At 67.3% G+C, this 21,737-nt stretch carries 23 protein-coding genes; 20 read left to right on the top strand and 3 right to left on the bottom strand.

Annotated features, from left to right (window positions below; genetic code table 11):
* The first annotated feature begins 21 nt into the window (after positions 1-21).
* Together OSH10_RS18385 and OSH10_RS18380 are read left to right on the top strand one after the other, a co-directional pair.
* Positions 22-744: a GntR family transcriptional regulator gene (locus OSH10_RS18385; RefSeq protein WP_266333433.1), complete on the top strand. Its 723-nt coding sequence runs from the start codon at positions 22-24 to the stop codon at positions 742-744.
* 13 nt (positions 745-757) lie between these two features.
* A complete protein-coding gene (locus OSH10_RS18380; RefSeq protein ID WP_266333432.1) occupies positions 758-1,150 on the top strand; it encodes a helix-turn-helix domain-containing protein in 393 nt (130 codons plus the stop codon).
* On the opposite strand, the gene OSH10_RS18375 is transcribed toward OSH10_RS18380, so the two are convergent.
* Positions 1,147-2,073: a LysR family transcriptional regulator gene (locus OSH10_RS18375; RefSeq protein ID WP_266333431.1), complete on the bottom strand. Its 927-nt coding sequence runs from the start codon at positions 2,071-2,073 to the stop codon at positions 1,147-1,149. The genes OSH10_RS18380 and OSH10_RS18375 overlap by 4 nt on opposite strands.
* Positions 2,074-2,192: 119 nt before the next feature.
* On the opposite strand from OSH10_RS18375, the gene atzF reads away from it, so the two are divergent.
* From atzF to hpxZ, 8 genes are all read left to right on the top strand, one after another.
* Positions 2,193-4,007 (top strand): allophanate hydrolase, encoded by a 1,815-nt coding sequence (atzF, locus tag OSH10_RS18370; protein WP_266333430.1) that lies wholly within the window; start codon positions 2,193-2,195, stop codon positions 4,005-4,007.
* 241 nt (positions 4,008-4,248) lie between these two features.
* Positions 4,249-5,352 carry a BMP family ABC transporter substrate-binding protein gene (locus OSH10_RS18365; RefSeq protein WP_266333429.1) on the top strand — a complete coding sequence of 368 codons (1,104 nt, stop codon included), beginning with the start codon at positions 4,249-4,251 and terminating at the stop codon, positions 5,350-5,352.
* Between the two features lie 123 nt (positions 5,353-5,475).
* The gene (locus OSH10_RS18360; protein WP_266333428.1) at positions 5,476-6,585 is read left to right on the top strand and encodes an ABC transporter permease; all 1,110 of its coding nucleotides are present in this window, start codon (positions 5,476-5,478) and stop codon (positions 6,583-6,585) included.
* Positions 6,582-7,502, top strand: coding sequence for an ABC transporter permease (locus tag OSH10_RS18355; protein ID WP_266333427.1), 921 nt, complete (start codon positions 6,582-6,584; stop codon positions 7,500-7,502). Before OSH10_RS18360 ends, OSH10_RS18355 begins: the two co-directional genes overlap by 4 nt.
* A gap of 24 nt (positions 7,503-7,526) precedes the next feature.
* Positions 7,527-8,249 (top strand): biuret amidohydrolase, encoded by a 723-nt coding sequence (gene biuH / locus OSH10_RS18350; protein WP_266333426.1) that lies wholly within the window; start codon positions 7,527-7,529, stop codon positions 8,247-8,249.
* Positions 8,246-9,793: an ABC transporter ATP-binding protein gene (locus OSH10_RS18345; RefSeq protein WP_407660731.1), complete on the top strand. Its 1,548-nt coding sequence runs from the start codon at positions 8,246-8,248 to the stop codon at positions 9,791-9,793. Before biuH ends, OSH10_RS18345 begins: the two co-directional genes overlap by 4 nt.
* Positions 9,794-9,795: 2 nt before the next feature.
* Positions 9,796-10,479, top strand: a complete 684-nt coding sequence (locus OSH10_RS18340; RefSeq protein ID WP_266333425.1) for a cysteine hydrolase family protein — start codon at positions 9,796-9,798, stop codon at positions 10,477-10,479.
* Positions 10,472-10,855: an oxalurate catabolism protein HpxZ gene (gene hpxZ / locus OSH10_RS18335; RefSeq protein WP_266333424.1), complete on the top strand. Its 384-nt coding sequence runs from the start codon at positions 10,472-10,474 to the stop codon at positions 10,853-10,855. Before OSH10_RS18340 ends, hpxZ begins: the two co-directional genes overlap by 8 nt.
* A gap of 27 nt (positions 10,856-10,882) precedes the next feature.
* On the opposite strand, the gene OSH10_RS18330 is transcribed toward hpxZ, so the two are convergent.
* Entirely contained in the window at positions 10,883-11,767 is an 885-nt protein-coding gene (locus OSH10_RS18330; protein WP_266333423.1) for a MurR/RpiR family transcriptional regulator, read from the bottom strand.
* A gap of 241 nt (positions 11,768-12,008) precedes the next feature.
* Here OSH10_RS18330 and OSH10_RS18325 point away from each other — a divergent pair, with 241 nt between their 5' ends.
* The 6 genes from OSH10_RS18325 (at position 12,009) to OSH10_RS18300 (ending at position 17,266) form a co-directional block, all read left to right on the top strand.
* Positions 12,009-13,286 carry an ABC transporter substrate-binding protein gene (locus OSH10_RS18325; RefSeq protein WP_266333421.1) on the top strand — a complete coding sequence of 426 codons (1,278 nt, stop codon included), beginning with the start codon at positions 12,009-12,011 and terminating at the stop codon, positions 13,284-13,286.
* 74 nt (positions 13,287-13,360) lie between these two features.
* Positions 13,361-14,245, top strand: coding sequence for a carbohydrate ABC transporter permease (locus OSH10_RS18320; RefSeq protein WP_266333420.1), 885 nt, complete (start codon positions 13,361-13,363; stop codon positions 14,243-14,245).
* Entirely contained in the window at positions 14,238-15,056 is an 819-nt protein-coding gene (locus tag OSH10_RS18315) for a carbohydrate ABC transporter permease (protein WP_266333418.1), read from the top strand. The genes OSH10_RS18320 and OSH10_RS18315 overlap by 8 nt, the downstream gene beginning before the upstream one ends.
* Positions 15,053-15,859, top strand: a complete 807-nt coding sequence (locus tag OSH10_RS18310; RefSeq protein ID WP_266333417.1) for an ROK family protein — start codon at positions 15,053-15,055, stop codon at positions 15,857-15,859. Before OSH10_RS18315 ends, OSH10_RS18310 begins: the two co-directional genes overlap by 4 nt.
* On the top strand, positions 15,856-16,701 hold the full coding sequence (locus OSH10_RS18305) for a class II fructose-bisphosphate aldolase (protein WP_266333416.1): 846 nt from the start codon (positions 15,856-15,858) through the stop codon (positions 16,699-16,701). The genes OSH10_RS18310 and OSH10_RS18305 overlap by 4 nt, the downstream gene beginning before the upstream one ends.
* A gap of 1 nt (position 16,702) precedes the next feature.
* On the top strand, positions 16,703-17,266 hold the full coding sequence (locus OSH10_RS18300) for an AAA family ATPase (protein WP_266333415.1): 564 nt from the start codon (positions 16,703-16,705) through the stop codon (positions 17,264-17,266).
* Positions 17,267-17,344: 78 nt separating this feature from the next.
* Here the strand turns inward: OSH10_RS18300 and OSH10_RS18295 are convergent, their stop codons facing one another.
* On the bottom strand, positions 17,345-17,512 hold the full coding sequence (locus OSH10_RS18295; protein WP_266333414.1) for a hypothetical protein: 168 nt from the start codon (positions 17,510-17,512) through the stop codon (positions 17,345-17,347).
* 296 nt (positions 17,513-17,808) lie between these two features.
* On the opposite strand from OSH10_RS18295, the gene OSH10_RS18290 reads away from it, so the two are divergent.
* The 4 genes from OSH10_RS18290 (at position 17,809) to OSH10_RS18275 (ending at position 21,736) form a co-directional block, all read left to right on the top strand.
* Positions 17,809-18,615 (top strand): ATP-binding cassette domain-containing protein, encoded by an 807-nt coding sequence (locus OSH10_RS18290; protein WP_266333413.1) that lies wholly within the window; start codon positions 17,809-17,811, stop codon positions 18,613-18,615.
* Positions 18,616-18,675: 60 nt separating this feature from the next.
* Complete coding sequence (locus tag OSH10_RS18285) at positions 18,676-19,728, top strand: sugar ABC transporter substrate-binding protein (protein ID WP_266333412.1); 1,053 nt, start codon at positions 18,676-18,678, stop codon at positions 19,726-19,728.
* Between the two features lie 65 nt (positions 19,729-19,793).
* Positions 19,794-20,732 carry an ABC transporter permease gene (locus OSH10_RS18280; RefSeq protein WP_266333411.1) on the top strand — a complete coding sequence of 313 codons (939 nt, stop codon included), beginning with the start codon at positions 19,794-19,796 and terminating at the stop codon, positions 20,730-20,732.
* Positions 20,729-21,736, top strand: coding sequence for an ABC transporter permease (locus OSH10_RS18275; protein ID WP_266333410.1), 1,008 nt, complete (start codon positions 20,729-20,731; stop codon positions 21,734-21,736). The genes OSH10_RS18280 and OSH10_RS18275 overlap by 4 nt, the downstream gene beginning before the upstream one ends.
* Position 21,737 lies beyond the last annotated feature (1 nt).

Here is a 21,737-nt window from a genome sequence, read left to right as displayed (position 1 = left end):
ACGCGAGGGGCGGACGCCACCATGAGCAAGCAGAACGACGCGCAGACCGTCGAAACCTCGACCGCCCACCGGCGTGGATCCGGCGTCGGCCATGTCTACGAGGCGCTCAGGAACGACATCATCGAGCTGGAGCTGCCGCCCGGCAGCCCGATCGACGAAGTTCAGCTGGCGCAGCGTTTTTCGCTGTCCCGCACGCCGATCCGCGAGGCGCTCGTCCGCCTCGCCGCCGAGGGCCTGATCACGACGCTGCCGAACCGCGCCACCATCGTGGCGAACATCGACTTCCTCGGCCTGCCGCAGTTCTTCGATGCGCTGACGCTTATGTACCGGGTGACGACCCGCCTCGCCGCCGTGCATCACCGCGAGGACGACATCCGCCGCATCGGCGAATGGCAGGCGGCCTTCACCCGGGCGGTCGAGGCGCGCGACGCGCTGGCGATGATCGCGGCCAACCGCGATTTCCACATCGAGATCGCCCGCGCCGGCCGCAACCGTTACTACACCGACCTCTTCACCCAGCTCCTGGACGAGGGCCGGCGCATCCTGCGGCTCTACTATTCGTCGTTCCACGACATGCTGCCGCGCGAATATGTCAACGAGCACGAGGACATGATCGCGGCGATCGTCGCCCGCGACGTGGAGCGCGCCGATGCGCTGGCGAGCGCCCATGCCGACCAGATCGTCCGCCATATCCAGGCCTCGATCACCGCCGACGGCCGCACCAACGCCCGCATCGCGATCTGACGACGGCGGCCCGGTGGTCCGGGCCGCCCTTCTCGCGGATCAACGGCGGATCGGGCGGACGCCGCACCATGGCGACTCGATCGCCGCGACCCTGCGCCGGGTAGCCGACCTGACGCTGCAGCAACTGGCTGACCGTTGCGGCCTCGCATCCTCGACCCTGACAACGATCGAAGCCGGCTCGATCGAGGCATTTCCGAGCCTGGTGCGCCATTCCGGCGAGGCGTTCCTCCACGTGATGTGGGGCCAGGTGATGCTGCACACCGAGCATGATGCCCCGACCGTGCTCGCCCCCCGGCGACAGCTTCTATTTCGACAGCAGCATGGCGCGCGCCTGCGTCTCCTCCGGCGAGGAGCGGCGCAGATCCACTGGATCTGTTCGCGCGTGGTGGCGCCGCTCTCCGGCTAGGCGCCCGACCGCTCGACGACGTCGCCGGCGGCATAGTCCTTCAGGCTCGCGGCAAGCTGCACGGCGAAGCGGGCGGACGCGACCGGCAGGGCCCGGCCGCGCATCTGGCCGAGGATCAGGTTGCCGGCCGGCAGGTCGCGTTCGGCGATCGGCCGGAATACCAGCGAACCGTCGCCGGGATCGCGCAGGCCGATGCCGATCTGAAAGCCGATGACATTCTCGTGCCGGACATAGTGGCGGATCATGTCGAAGCTCTCCGTCTCGACCACCGGCGAGACGCGCCGCGAGCCCCGCCTCGCGGCGAAGTCGAGCAGATGGCGCACACCGAACTTCGCGCTCGGCGCGATATGCGGGACATCCAGGCAATCCCGCAGGCGGATCTCGAGCCTCGCGGCCAGCGGATGATCGGCGCGCATGACGACGTGAACGGGTTGCGGGATGACGTGCAGCACCTCGAAATCGACGAGATAGACCGGCTCGAACACCAGGGCGAGGTCGCTCGAATAGCTGGCCAGATCCTGCTCGGCCTGGGCGCGGTCGCGCACATGCACGGAAAAGGTGACGCCGGGATGATCGGCGCGATAGCGGGCGATCTCCTGCGGCAGGAAATAGGGCAGCAGAGCCTGCGAGCAGGCGATCGAGACATGGCCGCGCCGCTCGCCCGATAGATCCGCCACCTGCCCCTGCACGCGCAGGAGATCCGACCGCGTCGCGCGATAGTGATGCAGCAGAAGTTCTCCGGCCGAATTGAGCCGCACCCCGCTGGGCAAGCGCTCGAACAGCTCGGCCCCGAACTCGTCCTCGAAGCGGTTGATGCGGCGGACCAGGGCGGAGGCGGTGATGTTCATGTCCTCGGCCGCCTTGCGCATCGACCCGGCGCGCGCCACCGCCTCGATCATCAGAAAGGTCTGCAAGTGCCGCATCGCGCCGCTCCCGTCGAGGGCGGTGCATTTTTTGCACCGCATCGCTGAATTCATAGCATTTTTGGAGAACACAAAAAGGCTGCACCTTGCCGGGGCCGAACTCTGCCACCGAGCGATCCATGACCCTTTCGAAACTGCCCTTCACCGTCGAAGCCCTGCAAGCCGCCTACCGGGCCGGCTTGCGGCCCGAAGCGGTTGTCGCCGAAGCCTTCCGCCGGCTCGGCGCCGTCGGCGATGCGGGTATTTTCATCCACGCCGCGCGCGGATCGGCGCTGGCCGAGGCCCGGTCGCTGGGCGAGCCGGACGGACGCCCGCTCTGGGGCATCCCCTTCGCGGTGAAGGACAATATCGACGTCGCCGGCATGCCGACCACCGCCGCCTGTCCCGACTTCGCCTATCAGCCGGAGGCGGATGCCTTCGTCGTCGCGCGGTTGCGCGCCGCCGGCGCGATCTGCCTCGGCAAGACCAATCTCGACCAGTTCGCCACCGGCCTGGTCGGCGTGCGCACGCCCTATCCCGTGCCGAAGAACGCCATCAACCCGGCGATCGTGCCCGGCGGATCGTCGTCCGGCTCCGCCGTCGCTGTCGCGCATGGCGTTGTCGGCTTCGCGCTCGGCACCGACACGGCCGGCTCCGGCCGCGTGCCGGCGGCGCTGAATGCGATCGTCGGGCTGAAGCCGACGCTGGGCGCGCTTTCCGCCACGGGCGTCGTGCCGGCCTGCCGCACGCTGGACACCGTCTCGATCTTCGCCACCACGGTCGCCGACGCGTGGACGGTGTTCCAGGCCGCCGCCGCGCCGGACGAGGCGGACGCCTATTCGCGCCCGGTCGCGGTTCCCGCCCTGACCGCGCCGCCAGCCTCGCTCCGCATCGGCGTGCCGGACGCGGCGAGCCTCGTCACCTTCGGCGACGCCCTTCAGGCCGAGGACTTCCGCGCCACCGTCGCGAAACTGGCTGACCAGGGCGCGAGCCTGGTCGAGATCGACCTCGAACCCTTCTTCGCCGTGGCCCGCATGCTTTATGAGGGCGCGTGGCTGGCCGAGCGGGTTGCCGCCGTGGGCGACCGGTTGACCGAAAAGCCGGAAACGCTGCATCCGACCACGCGCGCCATCCTCGAACCCGGTCTCAAGCTGACCGCCGTCGATGCGTTTCGCGGCCTGTACCAGCTCAAGGAGCGCGAGGCCGCCTGCCGCAAGCTGCTCGCCGGCATCGATGCGCTCTGCGTGCCGTCCATTCCCACCTTCGTCACGCTCGACGAGGTCGCCGCCGATCCGCTCGGCCCGAATTCGCGCCTCGGAACCTATACCAATTTCGCCAATCTGCTCGATCTCTGCGGCATCGCCGTGCCGACGGGACTCCGTGCCGATGGCCGGCCGGGAAGCGTGACGCTGCTCGCCACCCAGGGCCGCGATGCGCTCTGCGCCGGCATTGCGGCCGGCCTCGAAGCGGGACCGATGGGCGCGACCGGCTGGCCTCGCCCGGCCATCACCCTGCCCGAGGCTGTCCTGCCCGCCACCCACGAGATCGCGATTGCCGTCTGTGGCGCGCATATGTCCGGTCTGCCGCTCAACCACCAGCTGACCTCGCTGGGCGGCCGCTTCCTGCGCGCCACGCTGACCGCGCCGGAATACGGCCTCTATGCGCTCGCCGGCGGACCGCCGGCACGCCCCGGCATGGTCCGACACGCGGCAAGCGGTCAATCGATCGCGCTCGAGGTCTGGGCGCTGCCGAGGAGCACGGTCGGCGACTTCCTGGCCGGTATCCCCGCCCCGCTCGGCCTTGGCACGGTGAAGCTCGCCGATGGCAGCACGGTGAAGGGCTTCCTGTGCGAGACGCAGGGACTTGCGGGCGCCGCCGACATCACCCGCTTCGGGGGCTGGCGCGCCTGGCTCGCCGCCGGCGCGGCCAAGGCATCGCCGGAGGTCGTCGCATGACGCATCTGGCGCGCTTTCTCCTTCTCCACGCCCCGAGCCGGATGCCCGTTTTCGAGGCATGCCGCTTGGGAAGGCAGGAGGCCTTCTCATGCCGGCAGCAGCGAGATCTCAGGGTTAACAGGACGTTACCAGCAAGCCTTCGCCCGACACGGGAATGGCATGTGCCTTGCCTCTACCCCGGAAGACAGACCGGCTGCCGCTGGGGCGCGCCGGACACGCAACCTTAGCCACGGAGCCTCGCATGTTCACATCGTCCCTGACGAGACGTTCGCTTCTCAAGGCCGGCGCCGCCGGTGCCGCTCTGGCGGCCCTGCCCTTCGGCGCGGCCCGCGCCGCCAACCCGATCGTGATTGGCGCCGTCTATGTCGGCCCACGCGATGATTTCGGCTGGAACCAGGCCCATGCCACCGCCATGGACATCCTGAAGCAGGTGCCGGGCGTGACCGTCATCGAAGAGGAGAAGGTGGCGGAGACGGATGCCGTCACCCAGTCGATGGAATCGATGATCAACCTCGACCAGGCCAACCTGATCCTCGCCACCTCGTTCGGCTACTACACCCCGTTCGTCGTCGAGGCGGCCAAGAAGTATCCGAACGTCCAGTTCCGCCACGCCGCGCCGCTCTGGAAGGAAGGCGATCCGAAGAACGCCGGCAGCTATTTCGGCTACCTGAACCAGGCGCATTTCGTGAACGGCGTCGCCGCCGGCCTGTCGTCGAAGGCAGGGAAGATCGGCTTCGTCGCCGCCAAGCCGATCCCCTCGGTGCTTTCCAACGTCAACTCGGTGCTGCTCGGCGCCCGTAGCGTCAACCCGAACGCCACCGTGCAGGTGATCTTCACCGGCGAGTGGTCGCTGCCGGTGCGCGAGGCCGAGGCTTCCAACGCGCTGATCGACGCCGGCTGCGATGTCATCACCTGCCATGTCGATGGCCCGAAGGTGGTCATCGAGACGGCCGAGGCGCGCGGCGTGAAGAGCTGCGGCCACAATGCCAGCCAGGCGCCGCTGGCGCCAAAGGGCTTCATCACCGGCGCCGAGTACAAGTGGGAGACGATCTACAAGATCTACGCCGATGCGCTCGCCACGGGGAGCGAACTGCCGAACTTCATCGCCGGCGGCTACCACAACGACATGCTGCGCAACACGCCCTATGGCGCCGGCGCGACGCCCGAGGCGATCCAGGCGGCCGATGCCGCGATCGCAGGGCTCAAGGCCAAGAAGCCGATCTATGTCGGCCCGCTCAAGGACAACACCGGCAAGATCGTCATCGAAGGCACGATGGACAATTACGACCCGGTCCTCGACGGCATGGGCTACCTGCTGGAAGGCGTCCAGGGCTCCACCACCTGACCTTCCTCCCGGCGGCGGCGCCATGCCGCCGCCAACCGCAGCGCAAACGCGCGACCGCGTAGGCAAAAGGAACCGGACGATGCACGCCAGAGCCGCGAGACTGCCGGACAAGGGAGGCAGGCCATGACCGCCGTCCTCGCCTCCTCCTCGATCGAACGCGGCGGCCTCAGCCCGCGCGCCATCCGCATGATCGAGGCGGTGATCATCCCGCTCGGCGCGCTGGTGGCCTCGGCGGCGCTGTTCTCGGTCTTCCTGCTCTTTCTCGGCAAGTCGCCGGTCACCTTCTTCAACCTGATCTGGACCGGCGGGTTCGGCTCGGCCTTCTCGATCCAGAACACGCTGCAGCGCGCCGCGCCGCTGATCCTGACCGGCCTCGCCTTCGCCATTCCCGCCCGCATCGGCCTGACGCTGATCGGGGCGGAGGGCGCCTTGGTGCTCGGCGGCTTCTCGGCCGCAGCCATCGCCATTCCGCTGGTGCGCGGCGGCTGGACGCCCTGGATCGGCCTGCCGATCATGGCGATCGCCGCCATGCTGGTGGGCGCCTTCTGGATCGGGCTTGCCGGCTGGCTTCGTCACTATCGCGGCGTCAACGAGACGATCTCGTCGCTGCTGCTCTCCTACATCGCCATCGCGATCATGAACTTCTTCGTCGAGGGCGCGCTGCGCGATCCCGCTTCCGCCAACAAGCCGTCGACCATGCCGATAGGCGACGCCTATCGCATCGGCCCGATGCCGGGCACGTCGGTGCATTGGGGGCTGGCCGCGGGCGTCGTCCTGGCGGTGATCCTCTGGCTGCTGATGTCGCGCACCACCTTCGGCTTCGCCGCGCGCATGACCGGCGGCAATGTCCGCGCCGCGCAGGCGCAGGGCCTGCCCGTCGGCTTCCTCGTCGTCGCCTGCTGCGCCATTGCCGGCGCCTGCGCGGGCCTCGCCGGCTTCTTCGAGGTCGCCGCCATCCACGGCCAGGCCAACGCCTCGCTGGTCGCGGGCTATGGCTTCACCGGCATCCTCGTCGCGTTCCTCGCCCGGCAGAACCCGCTGGCCGTCGTGCCGGTGGCCATCCTGTTCGGCGCGCTCGCCGCGGCCGGCGGGCTGGTGCAGCGGCGCATGGCGATGCCGGACGCGACCGTGCTGGTGCTGCAGGGCATGATCTTCGTGGTGCTGCTGGTCAGCGAGACTTTCTATGGCCGCATTCCCTTCCTGCAGCCGAAGCGCGCGGGAGACCGGTCATGAGCCAGGGCGACCTCTTCATCGTCTTCATCGCCCTGATCGGCGGCGCCATCCGCGTCTCCACCCCGTTCATGTTCGTGGCGCTCGGCGAATGCCTGACCGAGAAATCCGGCCGCATCAATCTCGGCCTCGAGGGCAATCTCGTGCTCGGCGCCATGGTCGCCTATGCCGGCTCCTACACCACCGGCAGTCCCTGGCTCGGCGTGCTGATGGCGGGCTGTTCCGGCCTCGTGCTCGGCGCCATGCATGGCTACATCTGCAAGCTGCCCAAGGTGAACGACATCGCCGTCGGCATCGCCTTCATGAGCTTCGGCATCGGCCTCGCCTTCTTCTTCGGCAAGCCCTACATCCAGCCGACCGCGCCGCGGCTGGAGGCGATCCCGCTCGGCGGCTGGTCGTCCGATCCGCTGGTCGCGCAGGCGCTGCAGGTCAACCCGCTGTTCTTCCTCGGCATCGCGCTGGCGCTGTTCCTGCGCTGGGCCTTCGCCAATACGCGCTGGGGCCTGATCCTGCGCATGACCGGCGACAGCGCCGCCTCGGCCCGCGCCATGGGCGTCTCGGTCGATCTGGTCCGCCTGCTGGCAACGGCGGCCGGCGGCTTCCTCGCCGGCGTCGGCGGCGCCTTCCTGTCACTGTTCTATCCCGGCAGTTGGAACGAGGGCCTCTCGTCCGGCCAGGGCCTGATGGCTGTGGCGCTGGTGATCTTCGCCCGCTGGGACCCGATCCGATGCGTGCTGGCGGCCCTGCTGTTTGGCGCAGCCGGGGCGCTCGGACCGTCGCTGCAGTCGATCGGCGTCAGCCAGGGCTACTACTTCTTCAACGCGGCCCCCTACATCCTGACCCTCTTCATCATGATCGCTTCGGCCCGTTCCAAGAGCGCTGCGCGCGAGGCGCCCGGCGAGCTCTCGATCGTCAAGTGAGCCCGAATTTCCCGTGAGGTTGCCATGACACTCGTCGATGAACGCATAGACGCCGCCCTCAAGCCCGGTGCCGTCACGGTCGCCGCCGACCCCTATCCCTGGCCGTTCGACGGCGATCTCGGGCCGCACAACACCTGCCTCGTCGTCATCGACATGCAGACCGATTTCTGCGCGCCCGGCGGCTATGTCGACTCGATGGGCTACGATATCTCGCTGACCCGCGCGCCGATCGGCCCGATCCAGACGGTGCTGGCGGCCATGCGCGCCAAGGGCTACCCGATCCTCCATACCCGCGAGGGCCACAAGCCCGACCTTTCGGACCTGCCCGCCAACAAGCGCTGGCGCTCGCAGCGCATCGGCGCCGGCATCGGCGACCAGGGGCCCTGCGGCCGCATCCTGGTGCGCGGCGAGCCGGGCTGGGAAATCATCCCGGAACTGCAGCCCGAGCCCGGCGAGGCGATCATCGACAAACCGGGCAAGGGATCGTTCATCGCCACCGATCTCGAACTGGTGCTGCAGAACAAGCGCATCCGCAACATCATCCTGACCGGCGTCACCACCGATGTCTGCGTCCACACCACCATGCGCGACGCCAATGATCGCGGCTATGAGTGCCTGCTGCTGTCGGATTGCTGCGCGGCCACCAAGGTGGAAAACCACCTCGCCGCCATCGACATGATCAAGATGCAGGGCGGCGTCTTCGGCGCGGTCGCGACATCGGCCGAATTCCTGGAGGCGCTGCCATGAACATCGCCGCCCGCCCGGCCCCCGACAGCCTGCCGCTGCGCGCCCCGTCGCTGCAGACCATCGGCATGACCAAGACCTTCGGCGCTTTCACCGCGCTCGACGACGTGTCGATCGACGTCAAGCCGGGTTCGTTCCACGCCCTGCTCGGCGAGAACGGCGCGGGCAAGTCGACCCTCGTCAAATGCATCATGGGCTTCTACACGCCCGAGCATGGCTCCGTGCTGCTCGACGGCAAGGAGGTCGAGGTGCGCAGCCCGCGCGACGCCCGGGCGCTGGGCATCGGCATGGTCTACCAGCAGTTCACGCTGGTTCCCTGCCTGACGGCGGCGGAGAACCTCGTCATCTCGCGCGCCGACGCACCGGCCATCATCGACTGGAAGGCGGAGAAGCAGCGGCTGGAAGCCTTCATGGAACGGATGCCCTTCCGCGTGCCGCTGAACGAGCAGGTCTCCTCGCTCTCGGCCGGCGAGAAGCAGAAGCTCGAAATCCTCAAGCTGCTCTATCTGGAGCAGCGCTTCGTCATCCTCGACGAACCGACCTCGGTGCTGACCCCCGGCGAGGCCGACGAAGTGCTCGGCCTGCTCGGCGACATGGCGCGGCGCGGCGAGGTCACCGTGCTGATGATCAGCCACAAATTCCGCGAAGTGAAGGCTTTTTGCGACAGTTTCACCGTGCTGCGCCGGGGTCGGCTGACCGGCGCGGGCGATGCCCAGACGGCGACCGTCGCCGAGATGAGCCGGATGATGATCGGCGACACCGAGATCCGCGAGCGCGCCGAACGGCGGAAGCACAACGATCGCCCGGCCGTGCTCGAACTCGCCGGCCTCGTCGCCGAGGATGGCGAAGGCCGGCCCGTGCTCAATGCGATCAATCTCAAGGTGAAGGCCGGCGAAATCGTCGGCATCGCCGGCGTCTCCGGCAACGGGCAGAGCGCGCTGGTCGAGGCGCTGGCCGGGCAGCGACCGCTGAAGGATGGCGCCATCTTCATCCACGGTAAGCCGTTCGAACCGAAGCGCGGCGACTTCGACCGCTTCAAGGTGTTCGGCCTGCCGGAGGAGCCGCTGAAGAACGCCACCGTGCCGCGCATGAGCGTTGCCGAGAACATGGCCTTCCGCGCCTTCGACAAGGCGCCGATGGCGAGCCTCGGCTGGTGGCTGTCGCCCGGCCCGATGCGCAAGCGCGCCGAGGAACTGATCGACCGCTACCGGGTCAAGACGACCTCGGCCGACGCGCCGATCGAGACGCTCTCCGGCGGCAACGTCCAGCGGGCGGTGCTGGCGCGCGAGCTTTCCGGCGATGTCGACGTGCTGATCGTCGCCAACCCCTGCTTCGGCCTCGACTTCGCCTCCGTCTCGGAAATCCGCAGCCAGATCATGGAGCAGCGCAACCGCGGCGCGGCGGTGCTGTTGGTCAGCGAGGATCTCGACGAGATCCTCGAACTCGCCGACCGGGTCGCGGTGATGTCGGGCGGGGCAATCGGCTATGTCGCGGCGATCGAGGACACGGACCGCAACACGATCGGCCAGCACATGGCGGGGCACTGAGCATGGCGCTTTCGGTATCCGCCCGCCCCTATGACTTCGCGCTCGACCCGGCCAGGACGGCGCTCGTCGTCATCGACATGCAGCGCGACTTCATCGAACCCGGCGGTTTCGGCGCCGTGCTCGGCAATGACGTATCGCGGCTGACGGCGATCGTGCCGACCGTCGCGGCGCTGATCGGTTTCTTCCGCGAGCAAGGCATGCTCGTCGTGCACACCCGCGAGGCGCACAAGCCCGACCTCTCCGATTGCCCGCCGGCCAAGCTCCTTCGCGGCAAGCCGGGCCTGCGGATCGGCGATGAAGGCGCGATGGGCCGGATCCTGATCGCCGGCGAGCCCGGCAACCAGATCCTGGCCGAACTGGCGCCCATCGCCGGCGAGATCGTCATCGACAAGCCCGGCAAGGGCATGTTCTGGGCGACCGGCCTGCACCAGACCCTGCTGGAACGCGGCATAAGCCAACTGGTATTCGCCGGCGTGACGACGGAAGTCTGCGTCCAGACCTCGATGCGTGAGGCCAATGACCGCGGCTATGAATGCCTGCTGATCGAGGATGCGACCGAGAGCTACTTCCCGGAGTTCAAGGCGGCCGCGATCGAGATGATCGTGGCGCAGGGTGGCATTGTCGGCTGGTCCGCGCCGCTCGCCGCGCTGGAGACGGCCTTCGCAGGAGCCATGGCCGATGGCTGAGCCCCTTGTTGTCGACGACCCGGATCTGGTCGCCGAGGTGACGGCGATCTTCGAAGCCTATGAGAAGGCGCTGCTGGAAAATGACGGCGCGACGCTCGACGCGATGTTCCTGCATTCGCGCCAGACCATCCGCTACGGCGTCGCGGAAGTGCAGCACGGCATAGACGAGGTCCGGCAGTTCCGCTCGGTGCAGAAGCCGTTCGAGCGCACGCTGTCTCAGACCGTCATCACGACGTATGGCCAGAACGTCGCGATTGCCTCGACGCTGTTCCATCGCCCCGACTTTCCGGGCCAGGTCGGCCGCCAGATGCAGACCTGGATCCGCACCGAGGACGGCTGGAAGGTCGCAGCGGCGCATGTCAGCATGATGGATTGACCGGCAGGCGCCGCGACATCGGGCACGTCACTTGACCCGCTCGTCACCGAGAATGCGCTCGATCCGTCGGACGTTCTCCAGCATTTCCGGGTTCTGGATGGCGAGGCAATGGAACAGCGCCTCGTTGAACATCAGTTCGAGCACGCGGGTCATCACCGCGTCGGCGCCGAACAGGCTGACGCCGGGCGGCGTGACGATGCGGATATCCGCCAGCGTCGCCAGCGGCGAACGGTTGCCGCCGAGCACCGCCGCGATCCGCGCCCCCTGGGAGCGGGCCACTTCCGCCGCCTGCAGCGTCGACTTGGTGCGCCCGGAATAGGAAATGGCGATCGCCAGGTCGCCCGGCTTCATCAGTCCTGCGCAGGCGATCTGGTTGTGCTGGTCCTCCGAGAAATTGATCGGGATGCCGAGGCGGAGCAGCCGCTGGTGCATGTCGAGCGCCACCACCGCCGAGGCGCCGGCACCAAAGACCTGCACGCTGCGCGCCGTGCGGATCGCCTCGACCAGTTCGCCCAGTTCCGGCGAGTTGGACAGGATCTCGGCAAATTTCAACGCCCGGATCGAGGCGCTCTGGAACACCTTGAAGGCGATTTCGCCCAAACCGTCGGATGCGATGATCGCCGGCTCCAGCGTCGAGGCGGCGCGGATCGGCGTCTGCATCGCCCGGCTTTCCTGCAGCAGCGCCTTGCGCATCTCCTTGATGCCGGCAAAGCCCAGCCGCTTCGACAGGCGGTCGATGGTCGAGCGGCTGGTGTTCGTGCGCTCCGCCAGTTCGGAGGAGGTCAGCCCGGCGAGGTCATATTCGGCGATGCTCAGCAGATATTCGGCAACCCGCTTCTCCGCCGCCGAGAAGGGCATGCTGGAAACGCGGGACAGAAGGGAAGCGACTTCACCCGGGGCGGCCTCGCTCATGGTGACACCTCATGCTGCAGCGCGAATTTCAATATAGAAACGTTATGCATCAAATATTCACCTGATCAGCATATTGCGACACATAATGTGTCGTGCTAGCGTCCGCTCAGGATCGGAACGAAGGGCACGTCGAGGAGAGGCGTAGCCCGGTCTGGCACCCGCCGGTTCCATCCCATGACTGAGATCAACGAGACGGTTCGATCGCGGCGCGGCAGTGCGCGGGATCGAGGGAGGATGACGCATGCGCAAATTCCAATCTGCTCTGCTGAGCTGGGCTCTGGCGGGGGCCTCTACCCTGGCACTCGCCGGTTCGGCGACCGCGGCGGAACTGACGTTCTGGCACCACACCTATCCGCCGGCCACCGACTTCATCGCCAAGAAGGCGGCGGAGTATACGGCCCAGCACCCCGACGTGACCATCAAGCTGCATGAGGATCCGCATGGCGACTACGAGGTCAAGCTGACCGCCGCCATCGCCGCCGGAAATCCGCCCGATATCATCAACGTTCTCGACTATTTGTTCCCGCAATATGCCTCCAAGGGCATTCTCGCGCCGGTCGATCCGGCCGCCTTCGGCCAGAAGTCGCAGGCCGATCTCGAAGCCCTCTACCAGCCGTCGGCGCTTTCGGGCCTTACCATCGACGGCAAGACCTATGGCGTGCCGGAAGAGTTCAACACGCTGGCGCTCTTCCTCAACAAGAAGCATTTCGCCGATATCGGTCTCGACGCCAACGATCCGGCCAACTGGCCGAAGACGTGGAACGACGTATTCGAGCTGTCGAAGAAGCTGCAGAAGAAGGACGAGTCCGGCAAGACGACCCGGCTCGGCTTCAACTGGGTCTGGAACCTCGATCCCTACTGGTACGCCCAGCAATATTGGCCGATCCTCGTCCAGTATGGCTGCGATGTGATCGGCGCGGATGGCAAGGCCGCCATCAACTCTCCGGCCTGCGTCCAGGCGTTCACCGAGACCTGGCAGCGCATGATCACCGACGGCACCGGCGGCCCGGAACTCGCCACCGTCAACCCGGTCAACGCGCTGCAGGATTTCAGCGAGGGACGCCAGTCGATGGCGATCGCGGGCATCTGGGCGCCGCCGCTTTATTCCGATGAGGTCAAGGCCGACTACGTCGTCGCCGCCCTGCCCCAGCGCGACGTGGCCAAGCCCGCGACGCTGCTGAACTCCTACGCGCTCGCCGTCACCTCCGGTTCGAAGAACCAGAAGGAAGCCTTCGAGTTCCTGCGCTTCCTGACCTCTGACAGCGACGGCTATCTCGCCGCCACCGGCTACGTGACCGGCCTGAAGGGCTGGGCCGATACCGACGTCGCCAAGCAGACGCGCGGCAGCGCCGTCTTCGCCGAAGGCCAGAAGCACGGCAGCTTCGTCTGGCGCTCGCCGACCTGGGCGCAGGAAGGCACGGCGATCAAGAACGCCATCGAGCAGTTCGCCCAGGGCGTTCCGGTCCAGGAGGCGCTCGATCAGGCCGCGGCCGAGATCGACCAGATCCGCGCCAACTGACGAAGGTCCTCCTCCGGACCTCAGGACCGGCGCGGCGCTCCCGGCCGCGCCGGTCCCCAACAGGATTGCTCTCCATGACGCGAACCGCCTCGGGACCGAGCCGCTATGGCCGTTGGGGTTTCCTCTTCTGCCTGCCCGCTCTTCTCTTCATCGCCATCTTCCAGCTCTACCCGGTGCTGTTCTCGTATTTCATCAGCCTGCACGAATACGATTTGCTTTCGCCGCCGCGCTATGTCGGCTTCAAGTATTACCTGGGGCTCGCCAGCGACAAGGCGTTCCTGCGCTCGCTCGGGATCACCATCACCTATGTCGTCTACACGGTCGTGCCGGTGCTCGGCATCGCGTTCTGGCTTGGATGGTCGCTGACCAAGCTCGGCCGCAGCCGGGGCGTCTGGCGCACGCTGATCTTCCTGCCTTCGGTGATGCCGCTCGTCTCCGTGGCGCTGACATGGAAGCTGCTGCTCAACGTCCAGGGTCCGGTCAATGACGGCCTCGGCTTCCTCGGCATGGCGCCGGTTTCCTGGCTGACCAGCAGCGCCATGGCGCCCTGGGCGCTGATCCTCGTCAGCTGGTGGCACGCAACCAGCTACTACACGATCATCTTCCTCGCCGGATTTCTCGCGATCCCGCGCGACCACTACGAGGCGGCGGCGCTGGACGGCGCGCGCGGCTGGTCGGTGCTGCGCCACATCACCCTGCCCTCGATGAAGCCGACCATCGCGCTCGTCGTGGTGCTGTCGACCGTCAACGGCCTCAAGACCTTCGCTTTCCAGCAGATCATGACCGATGGCGGCCCGGCCGGCTCGACCCAGATCCTAACGCTGCTGATCTACAAGACCTCGTTCAGCTTCCTGCAGATGGGCAAGGCCAGCACCTATTCGGTCGTGCTGTTCACCGGCATCCTGGTCATCAGCCTGCTGCAGATCTGGCTTCTGAGGGACCGTCACCGCCATGCATAGGTCCCTCGCCGAGCGCCTGCTCGCCATTGCCATCGTCGTCTTCGCGACGGTCCTGACGCTCTATCCGATCGTCTGGATGCTGGCGGCGTCGCTGAAGACCAATTCGGAGCTGTTCTCCGGCAGCCTCTTCGAGCTGGGCAGCGCCGGCCTCAGCAACTTCACCTCGTCGCTGAGCCAGCGCCCGTTCTTCCTCTATCTGTTCAACTCCGTGCTGGCCGCGCTGGTCTCGGTCATCGTCACGGTCGTGTTCGGCGCACTCGCCGGCTACAGCCTCGCCAAGTTCCAGTACCGCTTCTCCGGCGCCGTCGCGCTGATCGTGCTGGCCTCGATCATGATCCCGCTCGAGGCGATCGTGATCCCGCTGTTCCTCGAGGTGCATGCTTTCGGCTGGACCAATACCTACGCGGCGCTGCTGCTACCGACCGCCTTCAACGTCGTCGGCATCTTCGTCTTCCGCCAGGCGATGGTGGCGATTCCCGACGCCTATATCGAGGCGGCGCGGATCGACGGGGCCAGCGAGCCGCGCATCCTGTTCTCGGTGATCCTGCCAATGGTGGCGCCCAGCGCCGTCGTCGTCGCGATCCTGACCTTCAATTTGAGCTGGAACAGCTATCTCTGGCCGCTGATCGTCGCCAGCGACGATGGCCTGCGCACCTTGCCACTCGGCATGGCCGCGTTCCAGAGTGCCTTCAACACGCAGTACGGCCAGGTCATGGCCGTCTCCATCTTCGGCGCCGTTCCGACGACGCTCTTCTTCATCGCTTTCCAGCGCCATTTCATCGAAGGCGTTTCCGCCGCGGGGGTCAAATGAGGCTCGCAATCGATCTCGGCGGAACGCATCTGCGCCTGGCGCTCGGCGACGGCAGCGGCCCCTGGCGGCATGGCCACCGATCGCGCCGGCCGGACGGCATGACGCCGGAAGCCTTCGTCGCGGCGGTCGGCGACGTGCTCGCGGAATGGGGTGTCGATCGCGGCGAGGTCGAGGGCATCGGCGTCTCGGTCGCCGCCGTGGTCGGCGCCGGCGGCCACATCGTGCGGGCGGAAAACCTGCGCTGGTGGAATGCGCCGCTCGGCCGGCGGCTCGGCGCGGCGTTCGATCGCCCCGTCGTCGTCGAGACCGACGTCTATTGCGGCGCGCATTTCGAAGCGACCAGCGGCCATGCCCGCGCGGCCGGATCGGCGCTCTACATATCGGTCGGCACCGGCGTCGGCCATGCCTTCATCCTCAACGGCCAGGTCTGGCGTGGGGCCGTCGGCGGCGCCAATGCGCTCGGCCACATGGTGCTGCGGCCGGAAGGAATCCCCTGCTATTGCGGCCACCGCGGCTGCCTCTGCGCCACCGCCTCGGGCCTGGCCCAGTCTGCCGACCAGCCGCCACCGGGCGCGCTCGCCGATCTCGCCCAGGCGATCGCCGCGGCGCTGACCCTGCTCGAGCCCGAGATCGTCATCCTGACGGGCGGCGCGCTCAGCCAGCCCTGGTTCGATCTCGACCGCCTCCGCCGCCTTCTGCCGGAACTCACCTATCCCGGCATCGTCCAACCCGCACTCGTCATCAGCGACGTCCCCGACCCCAATCTCCGGGGCGCCGCACTGCTCTTGAAGGAAATCGCATGATCAGGGAAAGCGCAACGCATTGGATCGGCCGGGCCTACCGCGAAGGCTGGGCCGTCGGCATGTTCAACGCGCACCATCTCGAGGCGACGCAGGCGATCGCCACGGCGGCCGACCGCAACCGGGCGCCGGTCATGCTTTCCACGACGATGGGCGGCATCCAGCATGTCGGCCTCGACTATTTCGTCGCCATGGCCGCCGTCGCACGCAAGCGTTCGGCCGCCCCGCTGATCCTGCATCTCGACCATGGCGCCCACTATGAGATCGTGCGCGAATGCATTGAATCCGGCTTCGATTCCGTCATGATCGACGCATCGAGCGCGTCCTATGACGAGAATGTCGATCTCGTCCGCCGCGTCGTGTCGCTCGCCCGTCGCCACGGCGTCGGCGTCGAGGCGCAGATCGGCGAGACACTGGCCGAGGAAGGCGGCGAGGTCATCGAGCGCAAGACGACCGTCGAGGAGGCCGTGCAGTTCGTGAGGGATACCGGCATCGACTATCTCGCCATCTCGATCGGCAACACGCCGGGCCAGCTTGCCGACAACGCGCCGATCGACGTGCCGCTGGTCAAGGCGATCTCGGCCGCCGTCAACATGCCGCTCGTGCTGCATGGCGGCACCAGCGTGCCGCAGGCGACCGTGGCCCAGCTGATTGCCGCCGGCATCGCCAAGATCAACATCGACGCCGCCGTGAAGGGCGCGTTCCGCTCCACCTTCCAGCGCCATTACGGCGTCGACGATCCGATCGTCGATACCCGCGTACCGTTTGGCGAGGCCCGCAGCCTGGCCGTGGAAGCCGTCGCCGAGCGGATCCGGTGGTTCGGCGCCGAGAACCGGGCTGATTGACGTGAAACCCGGTGCGCCTCCCCTGGTCCTTCTTCTGGTCGGGCTGCCCGGTGCGGGCAAGACCACGCTCGCTCGCCGGCTCGCCCCGGCGATCGGCGCGGTGACGCTCAGCCGCGACGACATCCGTGATGCGATCTTCCCGGAGGCCCTGCTCGACTACAGCAGCGAGCAGAACCAGGTCGGCACGGACGCGCTGCTCGGCGTGCTCGACTATCTTCTGTTCCGGCCCAAGCCCGGCTTCATCCTCGTCGATGGCAAGCCGTTCTCGCGCAAGGCCGAAATCGAGACGGTGGCCAATCTGGTCGAGGCAAGCGGCGCGCGCCTGCTGATCCTGCATTGCGTGGCACCGGATGCCGTCATCGAGGGCCGGCTGCGGCGAGGGCTCGCCGACGAGCGCAATGTGCGTGCCCAGCGGGATCCCGAGAAGGCCGCGCGGATCCGGGCCGAGTTCGAGCCGATCGACCTGCCGCATGTCGTGGTCGATACCAGCTTGGACGAGAAGACAGTGCTGGATCTCTGCCTGAAGGCGATCGAAAACGTCGCCGGCGCCGAACCGGGCGTTTGATCGTCCACCTGAGACGTAAGAACGAAGAAGGCGGCGCTCGTGGCGCCGCCTTTCCATGAGGAGCGAAGCGAGCGCCGTTCAGCCGGGCCCGATATCGACGCCCTTTGTGTCGGGGTCGGGCAAGGAGCCGGTGCCGGGCGTCTTCTCCTTGTCGGTCAGATCCGGTCGCGCATGCGGCCCCTCGGGCGGCATCGGAGCCGGCTTTTTCGGCGTATCCTTGCTGGCAGATTTTTTGTCGTCCGACATGCGGCACTCCTGACGTTTCTCGGTAGCTTATCAATGCGCCGTGGGCCGCATCGTTGCGCTCGCCCGGAACGTCCCGCCAGTTGACGCGGGCCGATCCGACGGCGCCAGCCACGCGGATAGTCTTGCAACGCAGCATGAGAAATCGCCGCGCCGCGACATCAAAAGCGACCATGACGCAAAGAGCGACAAGATCCGCTTTCTCGCATTCCCCTCGTTGACAAGCTCTCCTCCGCTTCGTACCGTTCATTATATGGTACGGCTGTTCCAATATTGGAACAGAATGGAGGCGTACTTGAATGCGAGAAACAACCACCACGCCTGTACTTGAGGCGCGGCACATCACGCGCCATTTCGGCGCCGTCGTCGCCCTGGCCGACGCGTCGCTGACGCTCGGGCGCGGCGAAGTCCTGGGGCTGGTCGGCGACAATGGCGCCGGCAAGTCGACCTTCCTTAAGATCCTGTCCGGCGTGATCAGCGCATCGAGCGGCGAGATCTTCGCCGATGGCAAGCTCGTCCAGTTGAAGCGGGCGCAGGACGCCATGGATGCCGGCATCGAGACCGTCTACCAGGACCTGGCGCTGGTCGACACGATGAGCGCCTTCCAGAACGTCTATCTCGGACGCGAGGAACTCTCGTCCAATCCGCTGGCGCGGCTGTTCAATCTTGTCGACGACCGCAAGATGCGCAGCCGGGCGCGCGAGGTCCTCGACAAACTGGCGGTCAAGATCCCCTCGATCGACGTCAGCGTGAAGGGCATGTCCGGCGGGCAGCGCCAATGCCTCGCCATTGCACGCGCCCTGCTGTGGGGCCGGCGCATCGTCATCCTGGACGAGCCGACCGCCGCACTTGGCGTGCGCGAGACCGGTCAGGTACTCGATGTCATCCGCGACCTGCGCAATCACGACGTCAGTGTGATCGTCGTCAGCCACAACATGCAGCAGCTGATGAGCGTCGCCGACCGCATCACCGTGATGCGCCTCGGCCGTTCGATCGCCACGCGCAGCGTGCGCGACACGCAGGTATCGGAAATCGTCGGCCTCATCACCGGGGCGATCCCCGGCGATGCCGAAGCGGAGGCTGCCAAGCTCGCCATCCCCGCCTGAGACCGGATCAACCGGCCCGTGGCGGACCATCCAGACTGACCATTTCCTTAGGGAGGAAGCATGTTGCGCATTTCGAAACGCGTCATCGCAACGATGGCGCTCACGGTCCCGCTCGCCTTCGGCGTCGCCTGGTCCGCCAACGCCGCCGAGAAGTTCAAGCTCGGCATGGCCGTCGGCGGAAATACCTGCTGCGACTGGATGAAGGCCCAGGGCGATGTCGCCCGCGCCCTCGCCGAAAAGAACGGCTGGGACTACATCGAGCTCTCCAACAACAACGACCCCGCCATCGCGCTGAAGAACGCCAGGATCTTCGCGCAGGAGGGCGTCAACGCGATGATCCAGTTCAACGGCCAGCCGGCTTCCAACCCGGCGATCAGCCAGGCGATGAACGCCGCCAAGATCCCGGTCGTCACCTATGACATCGCCGATCCCGGCATGTATTTCGTCGGCATCGACAATCTCGCAGCCGGCGTCGCGGGTGGCGAGCAGCTCGGCAAGGTCATCAAGGAAAAATGGGCCTGCAACCCCGATCTCGTGGTCTCGGCCGAGGGCGCCGCCGCCGGCATCGTCAACGAGTGGCGCACGGGCGGCATGCGGACCGGCCTGAAAAAGATCTGCCCGGACATTCCGGCCGAGAAATGGGTCAGCTTCGAGAGCCAGGGCGACGCGGCCGTCGGCCTGCCGGCCGCGCGCGACCTGCTCGCCGCCCATCCCGACGCCAAGAAGATGGCGGTCGTCGGCCTCAATGACGGCGGCGTGCTGTCGCTGATCAACGCCGCCGAACAGCTCGGCCGCGCCGACGAGGTCATCGGCTGGGGCCAGGACGGCGCGTTCATCACCGGCGACAACGTCAATCCGCATCTCGCCGGCTCGGTGTTCTACTTCCTGGAAGGCTACGCCGTTTACGCCATCCGCGACGTGATCGCGCCGATCGCCGCCGGCAACATCCCGCCGTTGAAGGCCGCCGCCGACAATCCTGCATCGCGCGTCGAGCCCTGCCCGGTCAGCGCCGAGCAGGCCAAGGCGGTGCCGGCCATGGCCGAGCGGGTCGCCAAGCTGCTGGAAGCGCCGGCAGGCACGACCGCCTACTCGCTCTTCTGCCCGAACAAGTAGAACCGGGTTCGCCGATGTCCCTCGATCAACGCCTCGAAAGCCCGGCCCGGATACGATCGCCCGGGATGCGTTTGCAGGGCTGGGGCACCGGCCTCACGCTTCTGGCCGTGTGGCTGCTGCTGATCGCAGCCACCGGCCTCTACCGGCCCGATTTCCTGTCGCACCAGACCGTGCTGGCCGTCAGCTTCACCATGTCGATCGTCGGCGTGATGGCGATCGGCCAGGGTCTGGTCGCGATCTCGGGCGGCTTCCTCGACCTGAGCCAGCCGGCAGCGCTGATCGCGTCCAGCCTCGTGGCCGTCCGCCTGTCGGAGGCCGGCCTTCCCTTCGCCGTCGTCATCCTTGGTGCGGTGCTGACCGGCATGGCCTGGGGCTTCGCCAACGCCGTCATCATCGTCGGCGCCAAGCTCAATCCCGTCATCGTCACGCTCGCCACCAACTTCATCGGCCTCGCCGCGCTCTATTTCGCCTTCCAGCTGGCCGAAGTGCCGCTCGGCTCGGCGATCCACCAGTTTGGCCGGGCCAAGCTCTTCGGCCTGCCCGCGATCTGGTGGCCGATGCTGGCGCTCGTGCTGGTCGTCGGCTTCCTGATCCCGCGCACCCGCTATGGCCGCCGCGCCATCGCGGTCGGCGGCAACCGGATGGCGGCGCGCGCCCGCGGCATCTCGCTGAAGGCGACCCGCTTCGCCATCTTCACGGCGGCGGGCGGCTTCGTCGGCTTTGCCGGCGTACTGTTCTGCGCCACCAGCGGCCCGTTCAATCCGAGCTCGGCCAATGCGCTGCAATTGAACGTCATCGCCGGCGTCATCCTGGCCGGCATCTCGCTTTCCGGCGGACGCGGCAATTTCTGGCTGCTGCTTTTGAGCGTCGGCTTCCTCTCGACCATCCCGACGGCGCTCGTCTTCTTCGGTCTGAGCTCCGACACCCAATCGATCTTCCAGGGCCTGATCCTGATCTCGGCGGTCGCCTTCGATGGCTACCGCGCGCGGAGGGGAACTCCATGACCGACGCCACCGCCCCGCGCAACGCGCCGGCACCGTATATCGTGCCGCACCGTCCGTGGCGCGACCTGCTGACTGGCCCGGTGGCCAGCATCGCCTTCACGGTGATCGTCGTGGTCGCGGTCGGCCTGATATGGATCGGACCGCGCTTCCTCGCCTTCGGCAATGTCGGCATCATGGGCGCCTTCCTCATCGTGCCGCTGGTGGTCGGTGCCTGCGCCGGCTTCGCCCTGCTCTCCGGCGTCGTCGATCTCTCGATCGGCTCGATGGTCGGCTTTTCCTCGGCGCTGTTCGCGCTGTTGCTGACGCTCGCCTGGAACCCGTGGGCGGCCGCGGCCGTGACGCTCGCCGCCTGCCTCGGCTTCGGCGCCATCAACGCCATCGCCATCGTCGGCTTCGGCGCCGAGGCGATCGCCGCGACGCTGGGCATGCTGGTGGCGCTGCGCGGCATCACCTGGGTGCTGCTCGGACCGCAGGGCGCGATCTTTTCGTTCCATCCCGGCCTTTCCGACCTGGTCAACCAGACCCTGTTCGGCCTGCCGCTGTTCTTCCTGGTCGCGATCGGCTTCACCGTGATCGCCGCCATCGTCGTCGCCAGGACGCGCTTCGGCCGGCATGTGCAGGCGGTCGGCGGCGACGACAAGGCCGCCGCGCGCGCCGGCATTCCGGTCAAGCGGATCCGCGTCGCGGCGCTGCTGCTCTCGGCGTTCGGCGCCGGGCTTGGCGGCATCGTCTTCACGGCGCAGCTCGGCAGCGCCGCCCGCGCCACCGGCTTCGGCCTCGAATTCCAGGTCTATGCCGCGCTGATGATCGGCGGCTACTCGATCCTGCGCGGTGGCGTGGGCAACCCGATCGGCGGCGCGCTCGGCCTGCTCGCCGTTGCCGGCGTCTCCAACATTCTCGATCTCAAGGCGGTCAGCCCCTACTACGTCAACATCATCGTCGGCCTGCTGCTGCTCGCGGCCGTGCTGCTCGACCGGATGCGCGGGGGCGACGCCTATGAATAGA

The organism is Kaistia defluvii (assembly GCF_026343955.1).
GTDB classification, from domain to species: Bacteria; Pseudomonadota; Alphaproteobacteria; order Rhizobiales; family Kaistiaceae; genus Kaistia; species Kaistia defluvii.
The sequence above is the reverse complement of the archived record's forward strand: the minus strand, read 5'-3'. Positions and strand labels throughout refer to the sequence as shown.